Origin of the sequence: Streptomyces sp. NPDC093510 (genome assembly GCF_040683555.1) — a bacterium.
In the GTDB taxonomy this organism is placed as follows: domain Bacteria; phylum Actinomycetota; class Actinomycetes; order Streptomycetales; family Streptomycetaceae; genus Streptomyces.
In genome coordinates this window covers 109,381-127,291 of record NZ_JBFBEE010000022.1, presented here as the reverse complement: position 1 = coordinate 127,291, position 17,911 = coordinate 109,381, and the positions used below count along the sequence as shown (strand labels likewise).

At 69.7% G+C, this 17,911-nt stretch carries 19 protein-coding genes and 1 riboswitch; of the genes, 18 read left to right on the top strand and 1 reads right to left on the bottom strand.

Annotated features, from left to right (window positions below):
• The first annotated feature begins 33 nt into the window (after positions 1 to 33).
• From lepB (AB0N81_RS31000) to AB0N81_RS30950, 11 genes are all read left to right on the top strand, one after another.
• The gene (lepB, locus tag AB0N81_RS31000) at positions 34 to 756 is read left to right on the top strand and encodes a signal peptidase I (RefSeq protein WP_365364115.1); all 723 of its coding nucleotides are present in this window, start codon (positions 34 to 36) and stop codon (positions 754 to 756) included.
• A complete protein-coding gene (gene lepB, locus AB0N81_RS30995; protein ID WP_365364113.1) occupies positions 749 to 1,834 on the top strand; it encodes a signal peptidase I in 1,086 nt (361 codons plus the stop codon). Before lepB (AB0N81_RS31000) ends, lepB (AB0N81_RS30995) begins: the two co-directional genes overlap by 8 nt.
• The gene (gene lepB / locus AB0N81_RS30990) at positions 1,719 to 2,699 is read left to right on the top strand and encodes a signal peptidase I (protein WP_365364111.1); all 981 of its coding nucleotides are present in this window, start codon (positions 1,719 to 1,721) and stop codon (positions 2,697 to 2,699) included. Before lepB (AB0N81_RS30995) ends, lepB (AB0N81_RS30990) begins: the two co-directional genes overlap by 116 nt.
• An 80-nt stretch (positions 2,700 to 2,779) precedes the next feature.
• The gene (gene lepB, locus AB0N81_RS30985) at positions 2,780 to 3,535 is read left to right on the top strand and encodes a signal peptidase I (RefSeq protein ID WP_365364109.1); all 756 of its coding nucleotides are present in this window, start codon (positions 2,780 to 2,782) and stop codon (positions 3,533 to 3,535) included.
• Positions 3,525 to 4,037 carry an NUDIX hydrolase gene (locus tag AB0N81_RS30980; RefSeq protein ID WP_365364107.1) on the top strand — a complete coding sequence of 171 codons (513 nt, stop codon included), beginning with the start codon at positions 3,525 to 3,527 and terminating at the stop codon, positions 4,035 to 4,037. Before lepB (AB0N81_RS30985) ends, AB0N81_RS30980 begins: the two co-directional genes overlap by 11 nt.
• A gap of 55 nt (positions 4,038 to 4,092) precedes the next feature.
• The gene (locus AB0N81_RS30975; RefSeq protein WP_005311352.1) at positions 4,093 to 4,401 is read left to right on the top strand and encodes a DUF2469 domain-containing protein; all 309 of its coding nucleotides are present in this window, start codon (positions 4,093 to 4,095) and stop codon (positions 4,399 to 4,401) included.
• A 128-nt stretch (positions 4,402 to 4,529) separates the two neighbouring features.
• A complete protein-coding gene (locus AB0N81_RS30970; protein WP_365364104.1) occupies positions 4,530 to 4,907 on the top strand; it encodes a YraN family protein in 378 nt (125 codons plus the stop codon).
• Positions 4,907 to 6,523 (top strand): YifB family Mg chelatase-like AAA ATPase, encoded by a 1,617-nt coding sequence (locus AB0N81_RS30965; protein ID WP_365364102.1) that lies wholly within the window; start codon positions 4,907 to 4,909, stop codon positions 6,521 to 6,523. Before AB0N81_RS30970 ends, AB0N81_RS30965 begins: the two co-directional genes overlap by 1 nt.
• Positions 6,520 to 7,686: a DNA-processing protein DprA gene (dprA, locus tag AB0N81_RS30960; protein ID WP_365364100.1), complete on the top strand. Its 1,167-nt coding sequence runs from the start codon at positions 6,520 to 6,522 to the stop codon at positions 7,684 to 7,686. Before AB0N81_RS30965 ends, dprA begins: the two co-directional genes overlap by 4 nt.
• Before the next feature lie 362 nt (positions 7,687 to 8,048).
• Positions 8,049 to 8,891: an RNA polymerase sigma factor WhiG gene (gene whiG / locus AB0N81_RS30955; protein WP_365364098.1), complete on the top strand. Its 843-nt coding sequence runs from the start codon at positions 8,049 to 8,051 to the stop codon at positions 8,889 to 8,891.
• Positions 8,892 to 8,995: 104 nt separating this feature from the next.
• On the top strand, positions 8,996 to 9,553 hold the full coding sequence (locus AB0N81_RS30950; RefSeq protein ID WP_365364145.1) for a helix-turn-helix domain-containing protein: 558 nt from the start codon (positions 8,996 to 8,998) through the stop codon (positions 9,551 to 9,553).
• Here the strand turns inward: AB0N81_RS30950 and AB0N81_RS30945 are convergent.
• Positions 9,507 to 10,139 carry a M23 family metallopeptidase gene (locus tag AB0N81_RS30945; protein WP_365364096.1) on the bottom strand — a complete coding sequence of 211 codons (633 nt, stop codon included), beginning with the start codon at positions 10,137 to 10,139 and terminating at the stop codon, positions 9,507 to 9,509. The two genes, AB0N81_RS30950 and AB0N81_RS30945, sit on opposite strands and share 47 nt — an antisense overlap.
• A gap of 540 nt (positions 10,140 to 10,679) precedes the next feature.
• On the opposite strand from AB0N81_RS30945, the gene rpsB reads away from it, so the two are divergent.
• From rpsB to AB0N81_RS30910, 7 genes are all read left to right on the top strand, one after another.
• Positions 10,680 to 11,612, top strand: coding sequence for a 30S ribosomal protein S2 (rpsB, locus tag AB0N81_RS30940; protein WP_365364094.1), 933 nt, complete (start codon positions 10,680 to 10,682; stop codon positions 11,610 to 11,612).
• 102 nt (positions 11,613 to 11,714) lie between these two features.
• A complete protein-coding gene (gene tsf / locus AB0N81_RS30935; RefSeq protein WP_365364091.1) occupies positions 11,715 to 12,551 on the top strand; it encodes a translation elongation factor Ts in 837 nt (278 codons plus the stop codon).
• Between the two features lie 185 nt (positions 12,552 to 12,736).
• Entirely contained in the window at positions 12,737 to 13,498 is a 762-nt protein-coding gene (gene pyrH / locus AB0N81_RS30930; protein ID WP_365364089.1) for a UMP kinase, read from the top strand.
• Between the two features lie 156 nt (positions 13,499 to 13,654).
• Positions 13,655 to 14,212, top strand: a complete 558-nt coding sequence (gene frr / locus AB0N81_RS30925; RefSeq protein ID WP_355811774.1) for a ribosome recycling factor — start codon at positions 13,655 to 13,657, stop codon at positions 14,210 to 14,212.
• Positions 14,213 to 14,249: 37 nt separating this feature from the next.
• Entirely contained in the window at positions 14,250 to 15,359 is a 1,110-nt protein-coding gene (locus tag AB0N81_RS30920; protein WP_365364087.1) for a phosphatidate cytidylyltransferase, read from the top strand.
• Positions 15,360 to 15,451: 92 nt separating this feature from the next.
• Positions 15,452 to 16,558, top strand: coding sequence for a 23S rRNA (adenine(2503)-C(2))-methyltransferase RlmN (gene rlmN, locus AB0N81_RS30915; protein ID WP_365364085.1), 1,107 nt, complete (start codon positions 15,452 to 15,454; stop codon positions 16,556 to 16,558).
• 44 nt (positions 16,559 to 16,602) lie between these two features.
• A riboswitch (TPP riboswitch) is annotated at positions 16,603 to 16,719 on the top strand.
• Between the two features lie 76 nt (positions 16,720 to 16,795).
• Entirely contained in the window at positions 16,796 to 17,908 is a 1,113-nt protein-coding gene (locus AB0N81_RS30910; RefSeq protein ID WP_365364083.1) for a thiamine ABC transporter substrate-binding protein, read from the top strand.
• The last annotated feature ends 3 nt before the right edge of the window (positions 17,909 to 17,911 follow it).

Genomic DNA, 17,911 nt, shown 5'->3' with positions numbered 1-17,911 from the left:
GTCCACAGCGGGGCCGGATAGCATCTGGCCCCGATGGACACCGAAGCACAGCACACGGAGCGCGACCGCTCCTCCACACCCTCCGATTCCGGAGACGTCCCGCACGTCGCCGAAACATCCGAGGAGACGGAGGAACGGTCGCGCTCCGTTTTTGCGTCCTTCGTCGAGTGGCTGCCGGGCGGCAGGCTCACCCTGACGTTCCTGTCGTGCGTGGGTGCCATGCTCCTGGTCAGCGCCTTCGTGATGCAGCCCTTCCAGATCCCGAGCGGCTCCATGGAGCCCGCGTTCCGCTCCGGGGACCGGGTACTCGTCAACAAGTTGGCGTACCGTTTCGGATCCGAGCCGCAGCGGGGTGACGCGGTCGTCTTCGACGGCAGCGGCTACTTCGGAGATGCCGACTACATCAAGCGGGTCGTGGGCACAGGGGGAGACCGGGTGGTCTGCTGCGACAAGCGGGGGAGGATCAAGGTGAACGGCGAGCCCGTCGACGAGCCGTACCTGTACCCGGGAGACGCCGCCTCCCAAGTGCCCTTCGATGTCGTCGTCCCTGAAGACAGCCTTTTCCTCCTCGGCGACCACCGCAGTGACTCCCGGGACTCCCGTGACCACCTGGGAGAGCCCGGCGGAGGCATGATCCCCGTCGACGAGGTCATCGGCAGAGCCGACTGGATCGCCTGGCCGATCAGCCGCTGGACATCCCTGAAGCGCCCCGGCAGCTACGCGCGCGTGCCCGCACCGGGCGGCGCGCATGGGTAACCGCGGGCGGACACGGGCCACAGGCCACCATGCCGACACCCGGCTGCCCACCGGGTCCCGGCCGACCGAAGGGCCCGTACTGCCGGGCCGGGCCGAGCGGCGCAAGCTCGCCAAGAAGGTCAAGCGGCGCCGGCGACGCTCGGCGATCAAGGAGATACCCCTCCTCATAGGCGTGGCGCTGCTGATAGCCCTCGTCCTGAAGACGTTCCTCGTGCAGGCCTTCGTGATCCCCTCGGGCTCCATGGAGCAGACGATCCGCGTCGGTGACCGGGTCCTCGTCGACAAGCTGACCCCGTGGTTCGGATCGAAGCCGGAGCGCGGCGAGGTCGTCGTCTTCAAGGACCCCGGCAACTGGCTGGAAGAGGAACAGGGCAAGAAGAAGGACGACCCGGTGGTCGTCAAGCAGGTCAAGGAAGGCCTGACCCAGATCGGCCTGCTGCCCTCCGACAGCGAGCGGGACCTGATCAAGCGAGTGGTCGGCGTCGGCGGCGACACCGTGAAGTGCTGCGACAAGAACGACAAGGTCACCGTCAACGGAGTACCGCTGGACGAGCCGTACATCCACCCCGGGGACAAGCCGTCGGCCTTCGAGTTCGAGGTGAAGGTCCCCGAAGGGCGCCTCTTCATGATGGGCGACCACCGGAGCGATTCGGCCGATTCCCGGTTCCACCGCACCGAGAAGTTCAACGGCACCATCTCCGAGGACGAGGTGGTGGGCCGCGCCGTCGTCATCGCCTGGCCCTTCGGCCACTGGCGCAAACTGGAGAAGCCGGAGACATATGCGTCCGTTCCCGACGCGCGTGAGGGATCGGACACCGCCACAGGAGCGTCGCATAGGGTGGCCCCCGGCGATCGATACGGATTGACCCGGCTCCCGACCCCTGCGGAACTCCCGCTCGTTATGGGAGTGGTGGGCCTGCATCGCATCTGGGGCAGGCGGCGGCACGGACTGAGGAGTGGATGTGGGGGATTTGGCGGTCGGCGCACGATCCGGACACGAGGGGCCCGAGGAGCGGCCGGAACGATCCGACGAGCCGGGCGTCGACGCCGTCACGGACGGTGCGGCCCCCGGGAGTGACGCCGCAGGCGGCGACGGCGGTGACGGCGACGGCGGCGCGACGAGAGCGCAGGACACCAGGCAGCCCAAGAAGCCCCGGTCGTTCTGGAAGGAGCTCCCGCTCCTCATCGGCATCGCCCTGGTCCTGGCACTGCTCATCAAGACCTTCCTGGTCCAGGCGTTCTCGATCCCGTCGGACTCGATGCAGAACACGCTGCAGCAGGGCGACCGCGTCCTCGTCGACAAGCTGACGCCGTGGTTCGGCTCCGAGCCCGAGCGCGGCGAGGTCGTCGTCTTCAGGGACCCGGGTCACTGGCTGGACGGCGAACCCACGCCCGACCCGAACGCGATCCAGCGGGTCCTCGGCTGGGTCGGCCTGATGCCGTCCGCCGACGAGAAGGACCTCATCAAGCGCGTCATCGCGGTCGGCGGCGACACCGTGGAGTGCAAGGGCACCGGACCGGTGAAGGTCAACGGCAAGGCGCTGAACGAGCCGTACGTCTTCGCGGGGAACACCCCGTGCAGCGTCGACGACCAGGGCGGTCAGTTCAAGAAGACCGTACCCAAGGGCAAAATCTGGGTCATGGGTGACCACCGGCAGAACTCGCTGGACTCCCGCTACCACCAGAACCAGCCCGGCGGCGGCGCCGTCCCCGTGGACAACGTCGTGGGCCGCGCCATCGTGATCGCCTGGCCGCCCACCCGCTGGGCGACGCTGCCCAAGCCCGACACCTTCGACCAGCCCGGCATCAACGCCCTCTCCAGTGCCGCGCCGGGCGCCCTCGGACTCGCGGGTGCCGTGCCGCTCGTGCTGTGGCGCCGGCGCCGGCTCACGGTGGCCGCCGCCCGCGGCGCGAGGGTTTCTGGGGGCAGTACCGCCAGGTAGGGTGCCGTCCCAGATCGCCGATCTTCCGCCGTCCGTGCATACGGACGGCGGGGTCGTCTCCGAGACGGGGGAGCACTGGGATGAGCGGGACACAACGTACGGACGAGGGCCGCGGACGGCTCGGCAGCACGCTGTCGGGCATCGCCGTGGCCCTCGGCTGTGTGCTCTTCCTCGGAGGGTTCGTCTGGGGCGCCGTCCTGTACCAGCCGTACACCGTCCCCACCGGGTCGATGGCGCCGACGATCGGCTCGGGCGACCGTGTGCTCGCGCAGCGGATCGACGGCGACGAGGTGCGCCGCGGTGACGTCGTCGTCTTCAAGCAGAAGACGTGGGGCGACCTGCCGATGGTCAAGCGGGTCGTCGGCGTGGGAGGCGACCGGATCGCCTGCTGCGAGGAAGGCAAGCTGACCGTGAACGGCAAGGAAGTCGCAGAACCGTATCTTCCCCAGGACAAGTTCACCGGGACCAGCAGCATTCCCGAGACGACAGTCCCCAAGGGCCGCCTCTTCCTGCTCGGTGACGAGCGCAGCGGCTCCCTGGACTCCACCGTCCACCTGGACGACGGGCAGAACGGGTCGGTGCCCCGCGACGCCGTGAAGGGGCGGGTCGACGCGGTGGCCTGGCCGATGGAGAGGTTCGGCATGCTGGAACGGCCCGAGGGCTTCGCGGGCATGCCGGGCGGCATCTCCGAACCAGGACCGCTGCGCCTGATGGTGATCGCGGTCGTCGTGGGCATGGTCCTCGTTCTGGGCGGCGGGGCGTACGGGCCGATCGCCAAGCGCACGGGCCGCCGGCGCGGCAGCGGTCGTACGAGGGAGACCGCCAGTGCCGGCTGAGGCGGCGGCCCTGTCAGCGGGGCCGCTGCGCAGGGTGGCGCGGGTGGTCCTGCTCGACCCGAAGGACCGCGTCCTGCTGCTGCACGGCCATGAGCCCGGGAACCTCGCGGATGACTGGTGGTTCACGCCGGGCGGCGGGGTCGAGGGCGACGAGACGAGGGAGCAGGCGGCCCTGCGCGAGCTCCGGGAAGAGACCGGCATCACAGAGGTGGAGCTCGGGCCCGTCCTGTGGGAGCGGGTCTGCTCGTTCCCGTTCGCCGGACGGCGCTGGGACCAGGACGAGTGGTACTACCTGGCGCGTACGTCGCAGACCGCGATCGCCGCCGAGGGCCTCACGGAGCTGGAAAGGCGCAGTGTCGCCGGAGCACGTTGGTGGACGTGCCGAGAACTGGCCGAGGCGCATGAGACGGTGTATCCGACCAGACTCGCCGAGCTGCTTCACAGACTGCTCGGCGAAGGGCCCCCGGACAGGCCCGAGATCCTCGACACGGAAATCGTGTAGGGGCTCGCGGGGCTGACGCACAATAGGGGGACGCACGGCTGAAGGGGAACATGCCATGAGCGCCGAGGACCTCGAGAAGTACGAGACCGAGATGGAGCTGAAGCTCTACCGGGAGTACCGCGATGTCGTCGGTCTGTTCAAATACGTGATCGAGACCGAGCGGCGTTTCTACCTCACCAATGACTACGAGATGCAAGTGCACTCCGTCCAAGGCGAGGTCTTCTTCGAGGTCTCCATGGCGGACGCCTGGGTGTGGGACATGTACCGGCCGGCTCGGTTCGTCAAGCAGGTGCGCGTCCTCACGTTCAAGGACGTGAACATCGAGGAGCTCAACAAGAGCGATCTCGAACTGCCGGGCAGCTGAGGGCTACGGCCGGTGCGGCGAGGTTCACTCGCGGGGGTGGCGGAGTTTTCCACAATCGCCGAGTTGTGCACCAAGATCCAATAGGTGCGGGCTGATCCGTGACTGTGGATGCCGGAGGTGGTGCCGGCATGAACGCACAGGGAGCACTCGGCAGGTACGGCGAAGATCTGGCCGCGCGGCGGCTGGTCGAGTCGGGAATGACGGTCATCGAGCGCAATTGGCGCGCGGGCAGGACCGGTGAGATCGACATCGTGGCCATGGACGGCGAGGCCCTCGTCGTCTGCGAGGTCAAGACACGCAGGGCGGGGCGGACCGGTTCCACGCCGTTCGAGCATCCGATGGCGGCCGTGAGCCGGACCAAGGCCGAGCGGCTGCGGAGACTGGCCGAGCGCTGGATCGAGGAGCGCGGTGGCCCACCGCCCGGCGGAGTCCGCATCGATCTGGTCGGAGTCCTGATTCCGCAGCGCGGCGTTCCCGTCGTCGAGCACGCGCGGGGGGTGGCCTGATGGGATTCGCGCGTACGTGTTCGGTGGCGCTGGTCGGCGTCGAGGGCGTGGTCGTCGAGGTGCAGGCCGATCTGGAGCCGGGGGTCGCGGCGTTCACACTGGTGGGGCTCCCGGACAAGAGCCTCACCGAGAGCCGTGACCGGGTCAGGGCCGCTGTGGTCAACTCCGGCGCCGAATGGCCCCAGAAGAAGCTCACGGTCGGGCTGAGCCCGGCGTCGGTGCCGAAGGGCGGCAGCGGATTCGACCTGGCTGTCGCCTGTGCCGTCCTCGGGGCGGCCGAGCGGATCGACCCGAGGGTCCTCACCGACATCGTGATGATCGGGGAGCTCGGGCTCGACGGGCGGGTGCGACCGGTCCTCGGGGTGCTGCCCGCGGTCCTCGCGGCGGCCGACGCGGGGTACGAGCAGGTGGTCGTCCCGGAGTGCACGGCGGCCGAGGCCGCGCTGGTCCCGGGCGTCTCGGTCCTCGGTGTGCGCAGTCTGCGCCAGCTCATCGCGGTGCTGACCGACGAGCCGGTGCCGCAGGAGGAGCCGGACGAGCCGGGGCGGCCCGACCCGATGCTCGCGGGGCTCTGCGTGCCCGGCACCGGCGTGGGCACGGGCCTCAGCGGCGCTCTGGACGACACCCATGGACTGGACCTGGCCGATGTCGTCGGACAGGCGTCGGCGAGGACCGCCGTGGAGGTGGCCGCGGCAGGGGCACACCACCTCTTCCTGCAAGGACCGCCGGGGGCCGGAAAGACCATGCTCGCGGAGCGGCTGCCCGCGGTCCTGCCCAGGCTGACCCGGGAGGAATCCCTGGAGGTGACGGCGGTCCACTCGGTCGCGGGCATGCTGCCACCGGGCAAGCCCCTGGTGGACATCGCCCCGTACTGCGCGCCCCACCACTCCGCGACCATGCAGTCGCTCGTCGGCGGCGGCAAGGGTATCGCCCGGCCGGGAGCGGTCTCGCTCGCTCACCGCGGGGTGCTTTTTCTGGACGAAGCGCCGGAGTTCAGCAGCCAGACCTTGGACTCCCTGCGCCAGCCCCTCGAATCGGGGCATGTGGTGATCGCGCGCAGCGCGGGGGTGGTGCGGCTGCCCGCGAGGTTCCTGATGGTGCTCGCGGCCAACCCCTGCCCATGCGGACGGCACACACTGCTGGGTGACGGCTGCGAATGCCCGGCCTCCGTCATCCGCCGCTATCAGGCCCGCCTCTCGGGCCCGTTGCTCGACCGGGTCGACCTGAAGGTCGAGGTGGAAGCCGTCACCCGCTCCGAACTGGCCGGTTACGGCACGCGAGGGGAGTCCACACAGACCGTCGCCGACCGGGTGCGCACCGCCCGCGAGAGAGCGGCGGCCAGGCTGGCCGGCACCGGGTGGCGCACCAACAGCGAGGTTCCCGGACACGCGCTGCGCACGCGCTGGCCGGCGGCCCCCGGTGCGCTGGACGCTGCCGAACTCGATCTGGAGCGCGGCTTTCTGACCGCCCGTGGTCTGGACCGCGTCCTGCGCGTGGCCTGGACCGTCGCCGACCTCGCGGGCCACGACCGGCCCTCCGCACAGGACGTCGCCCTGGCGCTGCAACTGCGCACGGGAGTCTCACGCGGTGTGCCGATGACGATCGGGGCGACGTGAGCGCCGACTCGCCGTCGGACGACGAACGGCTCGCCCGGGTCGCCCTGACCCGGGTCCTGGAGCCGGGGGACGTCGTCGGTGGGCGGTGGCTGCGCGAGGTCGGGGCCGGCGAGGTGCTGCGGCGGCTCGGCGGGGCGAAGGAGCAGGAGCGGCTGCCGGGAGTGACCGTGCGGCGGTGGGAAGGGTTGCGGGCGCGGGCCGCGAAGGTGCTGCCGGAGCGGGATCTGGAGGTGGCGCGGGACGTCGGAGGGCGATTCGTGTGCCCGGGGGACGCCGAGTGGCCGGTGACCCTGGATGACCTGGGGGACGCGCGCCCGCTCGGCCTCTGGGTGCGGGGGCGGGCGTCCCTGCGGATATGGGCGCTCCGGTCGGTCGCGGTCGTCGGGGCCAGGGCCTGCACGGAGTACGGCGCGCACATGGCGGCGAACCTCGCGGCGGGGCTCGCGGAGCGCGGCTGGGTCGTGATCTCCGGAGGGGCGTACGGCGTGGACGGTGCCGCGCACCGGGGGGCGCTCGGCGCCGGTGGGGCGACCGTGGCCGTGCTCGCCTGTGGGGTCGACCGGCCCTATCCGAGTGGCCACGCCGAGCTGATCGGGAGGATCGCGGAACAGGGTCTGGTGGTCGGTGAGTTGCCGCCGGGAGATCATCCGACGCCGAGCCGGTTCATCCTGCGGAACAGGGTGATCGCGGCGCTGACCAGGGGGACGGTGGTGGTCGAGGCCGCCTACCGCAGCGGCGCGCTTGCCACGGCGCGCAGCGCCCGGGAGTTGGGGCGGTTCACCATGGGGGTGCCCGGCCCCGCCACCAGCGGCCTGTCCGCCGGTGTGCACGAACTGCTGCGGGGTGACGGCGTGCTCGTGACCGATGCCGCCGAAGTCGTCGAGCTGGTCGGCGACATGGGGGAGCTGGCCCCGGCCCGGCGGGGGCCCGTCGTGCCGCGTGACCTGCTCGCTTCCGGGTTGCGGCGTGTCCTGGCCGCACTGCCCGCGCGGGGATGCGCGGGGGCACGGGACGTCGCGGTCGGGGCCGGGACGACCGAGGATGACGCGGTCGGGCGACTGTACGAGCTTCAGTCGTTGGAGTTCGTCGAACGACACGGCGACGGCTGGCAGTTGACACGCCAGGCGTTTCTGTCGGTCTTCCCCGGCGGAGGCGATTCGTGACCGAGCGTGTTCCGCCGGACGGATGACCCCCGACGACCTTGGGAATTCGGGCAGTTGATACGTCGGAGCCGTCACACAGCGCGACGGCTCTGACTCCTGAAGGGGTCCAGCGGAACGTATCTGCGCACGCGCGATCCCATACTCTTCGCACACTGCGACCTTTCAGTCACGCTACGCTCACAAGGGTTCCGACACGGACAGGCGACCAGACGGACGAACTCATTCACTCCACGCACGCTCCCCACCGCTCCGGCGCGAGCGACACCGGCCACCCCACCGGCTCGCGCGACCTCCCCGACGCACGCGACCTCCCCGGCTCGCGCGACCTCACCAGTTCACGGCAGAACGGCTCAAGGCGACGAATGCCCCAGCACACCTCAGGGTCCGACCGGGCAGCGGTTCCCCCCGCCGCTCGTAGCGGCGAGCGGGAGCGGCCCCCCGCTCCCTCGTCGCTGGACGAGTTGTGGCGGTCGTACAAGGAGACGGGCGACGGGCGGCTGCGGGAGCAGCTGATCCTGCACTACTCGCCACTGGTGAAGTACGTCGCGGGCCGGGTCAGCGTGGGGTTGCCGCCCAATGTCGAGCAGGCCGACTTCGTCTCCTCCGGGGTGTTCGGGCTGATCGACGCGATCGAGAAGTTCGACATCGAGCGCTCCATCAAGTTCGAGACGTACGCCATCACGCGCATCCGCGGGGCGATGATCGACGAGCTGCGGGCGCTCGACTGGATCCCCCGTTCCGTCCGCCAGAAGGCGCGCAACGTCGAGCGGGCCTACGCCACGCTGGAGGCGCAGCTGCGGCGCACTCCCTCGGAGGGCGAGGTCGCCGCCGAGATGGGGATCGCGCTGGAGGAACTGCACGCGGTTTTCAGCCAGTTGTCGCTGGCCAACGTGGTGGCGCTCGAAGAGCTGCTGCACGCGGGAGGCGACGGCGGCGACCGGCTCAGCCTGATGGACACGCTCGAGGACCACGCGGCCGACAACCCCGTGGAGGTCGCGGAGGACCGGGAGCTGCGGAGGCTGCTTGCCCGGGCGATCAACACGCTCCCGGAGCGTGAGAAGACGGTCGTGACCCTCTACTACTACGAAGGGCTCACGCTCGCCGAGATCGGCAACGTGCTCGGGGTGACCGAGAGCCGGGTGAGCCAGATCCACACGAAGTCCGTGCTGCAGCTGCGGGCGAAGCTGGCGAGTTTTGGACGCTGAGCGCGCTGAATCGTCCCTGCCCGACGGCGTCGGCGCGGGAGCGGCTCCCGTGTGCGGCGCCCCGTCCGTAAAGTGGAGCCGTGCCAAGGATTCGAGCGGCCTCAGTGGCCGAGCACCGGTCGATGCAGCGCGGCGCCCTGCTGGACGCCGCGCGGTCCCTGCTGTCCGAGGGCGGTACGGAGGCGTTGACCTTCCCCGCCCTCGCCGAGCGCACCGGGCTCGCCCGGTCCTCCGTGTACGAGTACTTCCGGTCGCGGGCGGCCGTGGTGGAAGAGCTGTGCGAGGTCGACTTCCCCGTCTGGGCGGCTGAGGTCGCGGCGGCGATGGAGGGCGCCGAGTCGCCCGAGGGCAAGGTCGAGGCGTATGTGCGGCGGCAGCTGGCTCTGGTGGGGGACCGGCGGCACCGGGCCGTGGTCGCCATCTCCGCGAGCGAGCTCGACGCCGGGGCGCGGGAGAAGATCCGCGCCGCGCACGGCGGCCTCATCGCGATGATCGTCGAGGCTCTCGATGACCTGGGTCACGAGCAGCCCCGGATGGCGGCGATGCTGCTGCAGGGCATCGTGGACGCCGCGGTGCGGCGCATCGAGCTCGGGGTGGCCGAGCAGCCCGGCGCCATCACCGAAGCAGCCGTGGCCATGGCGCTGCGAGGGGTCCGGGGCTGACGCCTCGCTCGTACGTGCTCATCGGCGGTGGCCACGGTAGTGGGCCCGGTGGTGGTCCGGGCGGCGGTCCGGGCGGCAGCGGTCCGTTCACGGGAAGCAGGCGTGAAGGGCCGCTGCGCAGCAGCCACGGTGGGAGCAGGGTCACGGGGTTCAGGTAGATGGCGGCCCTGCGCAGGCCCCAGTGGAGGCAGCTGGTGGGGCAGTGGCCCGTGGACGGCTCCAGGAAGCCGACCGGGGCGCCCGCGGTGACCTTGTCGCCCTTCTTCAGCCTCGTCCGCACCGGTTCGTACGTCGTGCGCAGGGGGGGATCGCCTGTGCCGTCCAGTTCCACCGAGACCACACCGCGCCCCGCCACCCGCCCCGCGAACGAGATGCGGCCCGCGGCCACCGCCCGCACGGGAGAGCCCGCAGGGGCGGCCAGGTCCACGCCCCGGTGGCCCGCGCCGTAGTCGGTGGCCGGGGGGTCCCAGCCGCGGACGACCGGAGGGCGGGTGCCCACCGGCCAGGCCGTGGCCGGGCCGGGGGCCGGGGTCAGGAAGGTCGCGAGCAGGGCCGCCAGAGTTGGCAGCAGCAGTTCCAGGCGCATGTGAGAACCGTCCCGTGCCGGGCGGATCCGCGGGGATCATGGTCCGGATCTGTGGACGACCGACTGGTTGTGGACAACGCCGTCACCCGGTTGAGGCCGGGGCGTCGCCGATTGAGGCCGGGGCGTCGCCGGGTGGGATTCGGTGGCGTCATCCGGGCGGGACCGGTGGCGTCACCCCGGCGGGATCGGTGGGGTCACCCGGGCGAGATCGGTGGCGTCGCCCCGGCGGGATCGGTGGGGTCACCGGGGTCGGATCGGTGGGGTCCTGGGGGCCGGATCGTTGGCGTCACCCGGTCGATCTCAGTGGCTTCGCCGGTCAGGGGCAGCGGCGTCACCCGCTGCCCCGCGGGTCCCGTACACTTCTTGTGGCGATCCGGGTCACCGGGTCGACTTCGCACGCCCCGACACCTGGTCATGAAAATGCCGGTGTCAGCGCCCCTCGGTCCCTGGCGACAACCAGTGGCAAGGCGCACAGCGGGCGTCAGGCGCGAGTGCCGTCCGGCACACGCGGCACAACCGAGAATCTCAAGGAGAACGGCCATGGCCGTCGTCACGATGCGGGAGCTGCTGGAAAGCGGCGTCCACTTCGGTCACCAGACCCGTCGTTGGAACCCGAAGATGAAGCGCTTCATCTTCACGGAGCGCAACGGCATCTACATCATCGACCTGCTCCAGTCGCTGTCGTACATCGACCGCGCCTACGAGTTCGTCAAGGAGACCGTCGCCCACGGCGGCACGGTCATGTTCGTCGGCACGAAGAAGCAGGCGCAGGAGGCCATCGCCGAGCAGGCCACCCGCGTCGGCATGCCCTACGTGAACCAGCGCTGGCTGGGCGGCATGCTCACCAACTTCTCGACCGTCTACAAGCGTCTGCAGCGCCTCAAGGAGCTCGAGCAGATCGACTTCGAGGACGTCGCCGCGTCGGGCCTCACCAAGAAGGAGCTTCTCGTGCTCTCGCGCGAGAAGGCCAAGCTGGAGAAGACCCTCGGTGGTATCCGCGAGATGTCCAAGGTGCCCAGCGCCGTCTGGATCGTGGACACCAAGAAGGAGCACATCGCTGTCGGCGAGGCCCGGAAGCTCAACATCCCGGTCGTCGCGATCCTCGACACGAACTGTGACCCCGACGAGGTCGACTACAAGATCCCGGGCAACGACGACGCGATCCGCTCCGTCACCCTGCTCACCCGCGTGATCGCCGACGCCGTCGCCGAGGGCCTCATCGCCCGTTCCGGCGTCGCCACAGGCGACCAGAAGCCGGGCGAGAAGGCCGCCGGCGAGCCGCTCGCCGAGTGGGAGCGCGACCTGCTCGAGGGCGAGAAGAAGGCTGACTCCGAGGAGGCCGCCGAGGCCCCCGAGGCCCCCGAGGCCGAGGAGAAGCCGGCTGAGGCCGCCGCCGAGGCTCCGGCCGCCGACGCCCCGGCCGCCGAGGCGCCCGCCGCGGACGCTCCGGCCGCGGACGCCGAGCAGGCCTGACCCTCACAGGTTCGGTAGTTGACGGCGGGGGCCCGGTCGGCCCCCGCCGTTCACCCGTAGACCTCCGTAGATCTTTCAGACTTCGAGAGAGAATTTTCGATCATGGCGAACTACACCGCCGCTGACGTCAAGAAGCTCCGTGAGCTCACGGGCGCCGGCATGATGGACTGCAAGAAGGCGCTCGACGAGGCCGAGGGCGACGTCGACAAGGCCGTCGAGGCGCTCCGCATCAAGGGCCAGAAGGGCGTCGCCAAGCGCGAGGGCCGCTCCGCCGAGAACGGCGCCGTGGTCTCCCTCATCGCCGACGACAACACCTCGGGTGTCATCGTCGAGCTGAAGTGCGAGACGGACTTCGTCGCCAAGGGTGACAAGTTCCAGGCCGTGGCGAACAACCTCGCCGCCCACATCGCCAAGACCTCCCCGGCCGACCTCAAGGCGCTGCTCGCGTCCGAGATCGAGGCCGGCAAGACGGTCCAGGCGTACGTCGACGAGGCCAACGCCAACCTCGGCGAGAAGATCGTCCTGGACCGCTTCGCGCAGTTCTCGGGCGCCTACGTCTCCGCGTACATGCACCGCACGATGCCCGACCTGCCCCCGCAGATCGGTGTCCTCGTCGAGCTGGACAAGGCCGACGCCGACGTCGCCAAGGGCATCGCCCAGCACATCGCCGCCTTCGCGCCGAAGTACCTCTCCCGCGAGGACGTCCCGGCCGATGTCGTCGAGACCGAGCGTCGCGTCGCCGAGGAGACCACCCGCGCCGAGGGCAAGCCCGAGGCCGCTCTGCCGAAGATCGTCGAGGGTCGCGTCAACGGCTTCTTCAAGGAGGCCACCCTCCTCGGCCAGCCGTACGCGCTGGACAACAAGAAGTCGGTCGAGAAGGTTCTCGCCGAGGCCGGTGTCACCCTGAAGCGCTTCTCGCGTATCAAGGTCGGCATCTGAGTCCGTACCGCGATCGACGGTAGACCCCGCTAGGGTCGACAGCGGTCGCCCGCGCACGGCACTCGTGCGCGATGTACGACCGCAGGATCTGACGAGGAGGCCACTGCCGAGCATGGGATGCGAACAACACCCCACCGGCAGTGGCCTTCTTCGTATGTGTGCCTAGTAAGAGAAGCGAGAACCACATGACCACCAAGGCCGACTCGAAGAGTGACGACGGCAAAGTTGCCGGACGCTTCCTGCTGAAGCTCTCCGGCGAGGCGTTCGCCGGTGGGGGCGGCCTCGGGGTCGACCCCGACGTGGTGCACGCCATCGCCCGCGAGATCGCGGCCGTCGTCCGTGACGGCGCCCAGATCGCCATCGTCATCGGCGGCGGCAACTTCTTCCGCGGCGCCGAGCTCCAGCAGCGCGGCATGGACCGGGCCCGCTCCGACTACATGGGCATGCTCGGTACCGTCATGAACTGTCTCGCGCTGCAGGACTTCCTGGAGAAGGAAGGCATCGGCTGCCGCGTCCAGACCGCCATCACCATGGGACAGGTCGCGGAGCCGTACATCCCGCTGCGGGCCGTGCGCCACCTGGAGAAGGGCCGTGTGGTCATCTTCGGCGCCGGCATGGGCATGCCGTACTTCTCGACCGACACCACCGCAGCGCAGCGCGCCCTGGAGATCGACGCCGAGGCGCTGCTCATGGGCAAGAACGGCGTGGACGGGGTCTACGACTCCGACCCGAAGACCAACCCCGACGCGGTGAAGTTCGACTCGCTCGGCTACGGCGAGGTCATCACGCGCGACCTGAAGGTCGCCGACATGACGGCCATCACGCTGTGCCGGGACAACAAGCTGCCCATCCTGGTCTTCGAGCTGCTCTCCGAGGGCAATATCGCCCGGGCCGTCAAGGGTGAGAAGATCGGCACACTCGTGGGCGACCAGGGAAGCCGGGCCTGACCCCAGGGATCTGGACCAGTCTCAAGAGACGGACGCGAGACGTCACTTGAGAGGGATGGACAAAGCCCTGCCGGTCGGACACCGTGCAGGAAAGAGACGCGACGCAGCCGGCCGCCCCGTGCTAGCCGGGCCACTCAAGACACGCAGGAGCAAGTGGTGATCGAAGAGACCCTCCTCGAGGCCGAGGAGAAGATGGAGAAGGCCGTCGTGGTCGCCAAGGAGGACTTCGCCGCGATCCGCACCGGCCGTGCGCACCCGGCGATGTTCAACAAGATCGTGGCTGACTACTACGGCGCACTGACGCCGATCAACCAGCTGGCCTCGTTCTCGGTGCCCGAGCCGCGGATGGCCGTGGTGACCCCGTTCGACAAGAGCGCGCTGCGCAACATCGAGCAGGCGATCCGGGACTCCGACCTCGGCGTCAACCCGAGCAACGACGGCAACATCATCCGGGTGACCTTCCCGGAGCTCACCCAGGACCGCCGCAAGGAGTTCATCAAGGTCGCCAAGACCAAGGCCGAGGACTCCAAGATCTCGATCCGGTCGATCCGTCGCAAGGCCAAGGAGGCCCTCGACAAGGCGATCAAGGACGGGGACATCGGCGAGGACGAGGGCCGTCGCGGTGAGAAGGAGCTCGACGACACCACCGCGAAGTACGTCACCCAGGTGGACGAGCTGCTCAAGCACAAGGAAGCCGAGCTGCTCGAAGTCTGAGCCGAGGCTCGAGTCCGAGGAATCAGGGAACCCATCCGTGAACGACTCTTCCTGGGGGGCGCCGCCCAGAGCCGGGTATTGGGGGCCGCCCGACCAGGGGCCCGGCCAGGGGGCGACCCCGCCAGGTCCCGCGTACGATGCGCAGGACGCGCTGTTTCCGTCTGAGACGCAGCCCATGCCCATCGTGCCCGACGTACCCGTGAACGGCGGAGACCAGGACGACGACCGGGGGGCCACTCGGATGGGCGGCCCCCTGTTCCGTGACGAGCCTCCGCAGGAGCCCATGCCCAGCGCACCACAGCCGAAGCCCGCCCCGGCGGCACCGCAGAAGAAGAGCGCGGGACGGGATCTCGGGGCGGCCATAGGGGTGGGCGTGGGCCTCGGCGCGGTGATCGTCGCGTCGCTGTTCGTCGTGAAGGCCGCCTTCGTCGGCGTCATAGCGGTCGCCGTCGTCGTCGGCCTCTGGGAGCTCACCTCCCGCCTGGAGGAGCGCAAGGGCATCAAGGCGCCGCTCGTGCCGCTCGCGGTGGGCGGGGCGGCGATGGTCGTCGCCGGGTACGTCCGCGGGCCCGAGGGCGCGTGGGTCGCGATGGCGCTCACCGCGCTCGCCGTGCTGGTCTGGCGGATGACCGAGCCGCCCGAGGGCTATCTGAAGGACGTCACGGCGGGTGTCTTCGCCGCCTTCTACGTGCCGTTCCTCGCGACGTTCGTGGCGCTGATGCTGGCCGCGGACGACGGTCCTCAGCGGGTGCTCACCTTCCTGCTCCTGACCGTGGTCAGCGACACCGGTGCGTACGCGATCGGCTGGCGCTTCGGCAAGCACAAGCTGGCGCCGCGCATCAGCCCCGGCAAGACCCGCGAGGGCCTGGTCGGTGCCGTCACCTTCGCGATGGCCGCGGGCGCGCTGTGCCTGCACTTCCTGATCGACGGCGGCGAGTGGTGGCAGGGGCTGCTGATCGGCCTCGCGGTCGCGGCGAGCGCCACGCTCGGTGACCTCGGCGAGTCGATGATCAAGCGGGACCTCGGCATCAAGGACATGGGCACGCTGCTGCCCGGCCACGGCGGCATCATGGACCGCCTGGACTCGCTCCTGCCGACGGCGCCGGTGGTGTGGCTGCTGCTCGTGGTCTTCGTCGGCTCTGGTTGACACCAGGTCTGACCTGCGTAGATGTGCGTGAGGGGTTCGTTGTCCACAGGGCGGCGAGCCCCTTGTCGTATGTCTGCGACACTGGAAGGACCATGCCTGTACCCGGAGAACTCACTTTCGTCGCGCCCCGCGGTGCCAAGAAGCCCCCGCGGCATCTCGCCGACCTCACGCCCGCCGAGCGCAAGGAAGCCGTCGCCGCCATCGGCGAGAAGCCGTTCCGTGCCAAGCAGCTCTCGCAGCACTACTTCGCGCGGTACGCGCACGACCCGGCCGAGTGGACCGACATCCCCGCCGGTGCGCGCGACAAGCTCCGCGAGGCGCTGCTGCCCGACCTGATGTCCGTGGTGCGGCACATCAGCTGTGACGACGACACGACCCGTAAGACGCTGTGGCGCCTCTTCGACGGGACGCTCGTCGAGTCGGTGCTGATGCGGTATCCGGACCGGGTCACCATGTGCATCAGCTCGCAGGCCGGGTGCGGCATGAACTGCCCCTTCTGCGCCACGGGACAGGCCGGCCTCGACCGGAACCTGTCGACCGGCGAGATCGTGCACCAGATCGTCGACGGCATGCGGGCGCTCAGGGACGGCGAGATCCCGGGCGGGCCCGCCCGGCTGTCGAACATCGTCTTCATGGGCATGGGTGAGCCGCTCGCCAACTACAAGCGCGTGACCGGCGCCATCCGCCGGCTCACCGACCCGGAGCCGGACGGGCTCGGCCTCTCGCAGCGCGGGATCACGGTGTCGACGGTGGGGCTCGTGCCCGCCATCCACCGGTTCTCCGACGAGGGCTTCAAGTGCCGCCTGGCCATCTCGCTGCACGCGCCGGACGACGAGCTGCGTGACACGCTCGTCCCCGTCAACACGCGGTGGAAGGTGCGGGAGGTGCTCGACGCGGGCTGGGAGTACGCGGCCAAGTCCGGCCGCCGCCTCTCCATCGAGTACGCGCTGATCCGGGACATCAACGACCAGGCGTGGCGCGGTGACCGGCTCGGCCGGCTGCTCAAGGGCAAGCCGGTGCACGTGAACCTGATTCCGCTGAACCCGACGCCGGGCTCCAAATGGACGGCGTCGCGGCCCGAGGACGAGAAGGCGTTCGTGGAGGCCATCGCCGCCCATGGTGTGCCGGTCACGATCCGGGACACCCGTGGTCAGGAGATCGACGGAGCGTGCGGCCAGCTCGCCGCGGCCGAGAGGTAGTCTGGCGGACGTACGCCCTTGTAGGAGGGCGTGCACACATCTGCATATTCCGACAGGGGAGCGCCACAGCGCTGAGAGTGCGGCACCTTGGACAGGTGGGCCGCAGACCCTCTGAACCTCGCCCAGGTCATTCTGGGTAGGAAGTTCGGGCATCACTCAAGCTGTAGCGCCCTGCCCGCGTGCCGTCGGCGCGCGGGCAGGGCCGCGTCTCTTCCTGGTCACCCAGGAGGAAAACCAGTGAGCACCACCAAGTCAGTGAGCACCAGGGGCACCACCAAGAAGGTTTCGTTCACCGCCGTGGCGGTCGGCGTCGGGCTCGTCGCGGTCTCCGCGTGCGGCAGCTCCGACAGTGATTCCGGAGGGTCCGACTCCAAGAGCGTGACCCTCGTCAGCCACGACTCCTTCAACGTCTCCAAGGACGTGCTGAAGGACTTCGAGAAGCGCTCCGGCTACAAGGTCAAGGTCCTCAAGGACGGTGACGCGGGCGCCGCCGTGAACAAGGCGATCCTCTCCAAGGACAACCCGCAGGGCGACGTCTTCTTCGGCGTCGACAACACTCTCCTCTCGCGGGCGCTCGACAACGGCCTCTTCCAGTCGTACGAGGTCAAGGGCTCGGAGAAGATCAAGCCGGAGTTCCGGGTCGACCAGGGCAAGCACCGGGTCACGCCCGTCGACAGCGGTGACATCTGCGTCAACTACGACAAGAAGTACTTCGCCGACAAGAAGCTCGCGCCGCCGAAGTCGTTCGAGGACCTGACCGAGCCCGCGTACAAGAACCTCCTCGTCACCGAGAACGCCTCGACCTCCTCTCCCGGCCTCGGTTTCCTGCTCGGCACCGCCGCGAAGTACGGCGACAAGGGCTGGGAGAGCTACTGGAAGAAGCTCAAGGCCAACGGCGTGAAGGTCGTCGACGGCTGGGAGCAGGCCTACAACGAGGAGTTCTCCGGGTCCGCCGGCGGCAAGAAGGCCAAGGGCGACCGGCCGCTCGTCGTCTCCTACGCCTCCTCGCCGCCCGTAGAGGTCCTCTACGGAGAGCCGCAGCCGAAGAAGGCCCCGACCGGCGTCGCGACCGGCACCTGCTTCCGCCAGGTCGAGTACGCGGGCCTGCTCAGCAACGCGAAGAACGAGAAGGGCGGCAAGGCGCTCCTCGACTTCCTCGCGGGCAAGGAGTTCCAGGCGGACATGCCGCTGAACATGTTCGTGAACCCGGTGCGCGAGGGCATCGAGCTGCCCGAGCTGTTCACCGAGCACGGTGTGACGGTCGACAAGCCGCAAACCATGGACCCGAAGAAGATCGCCGACAATCGCGAGCCGTGGATCAAGTCGTGGACCTCGCTCGTACTGAAGTAACGA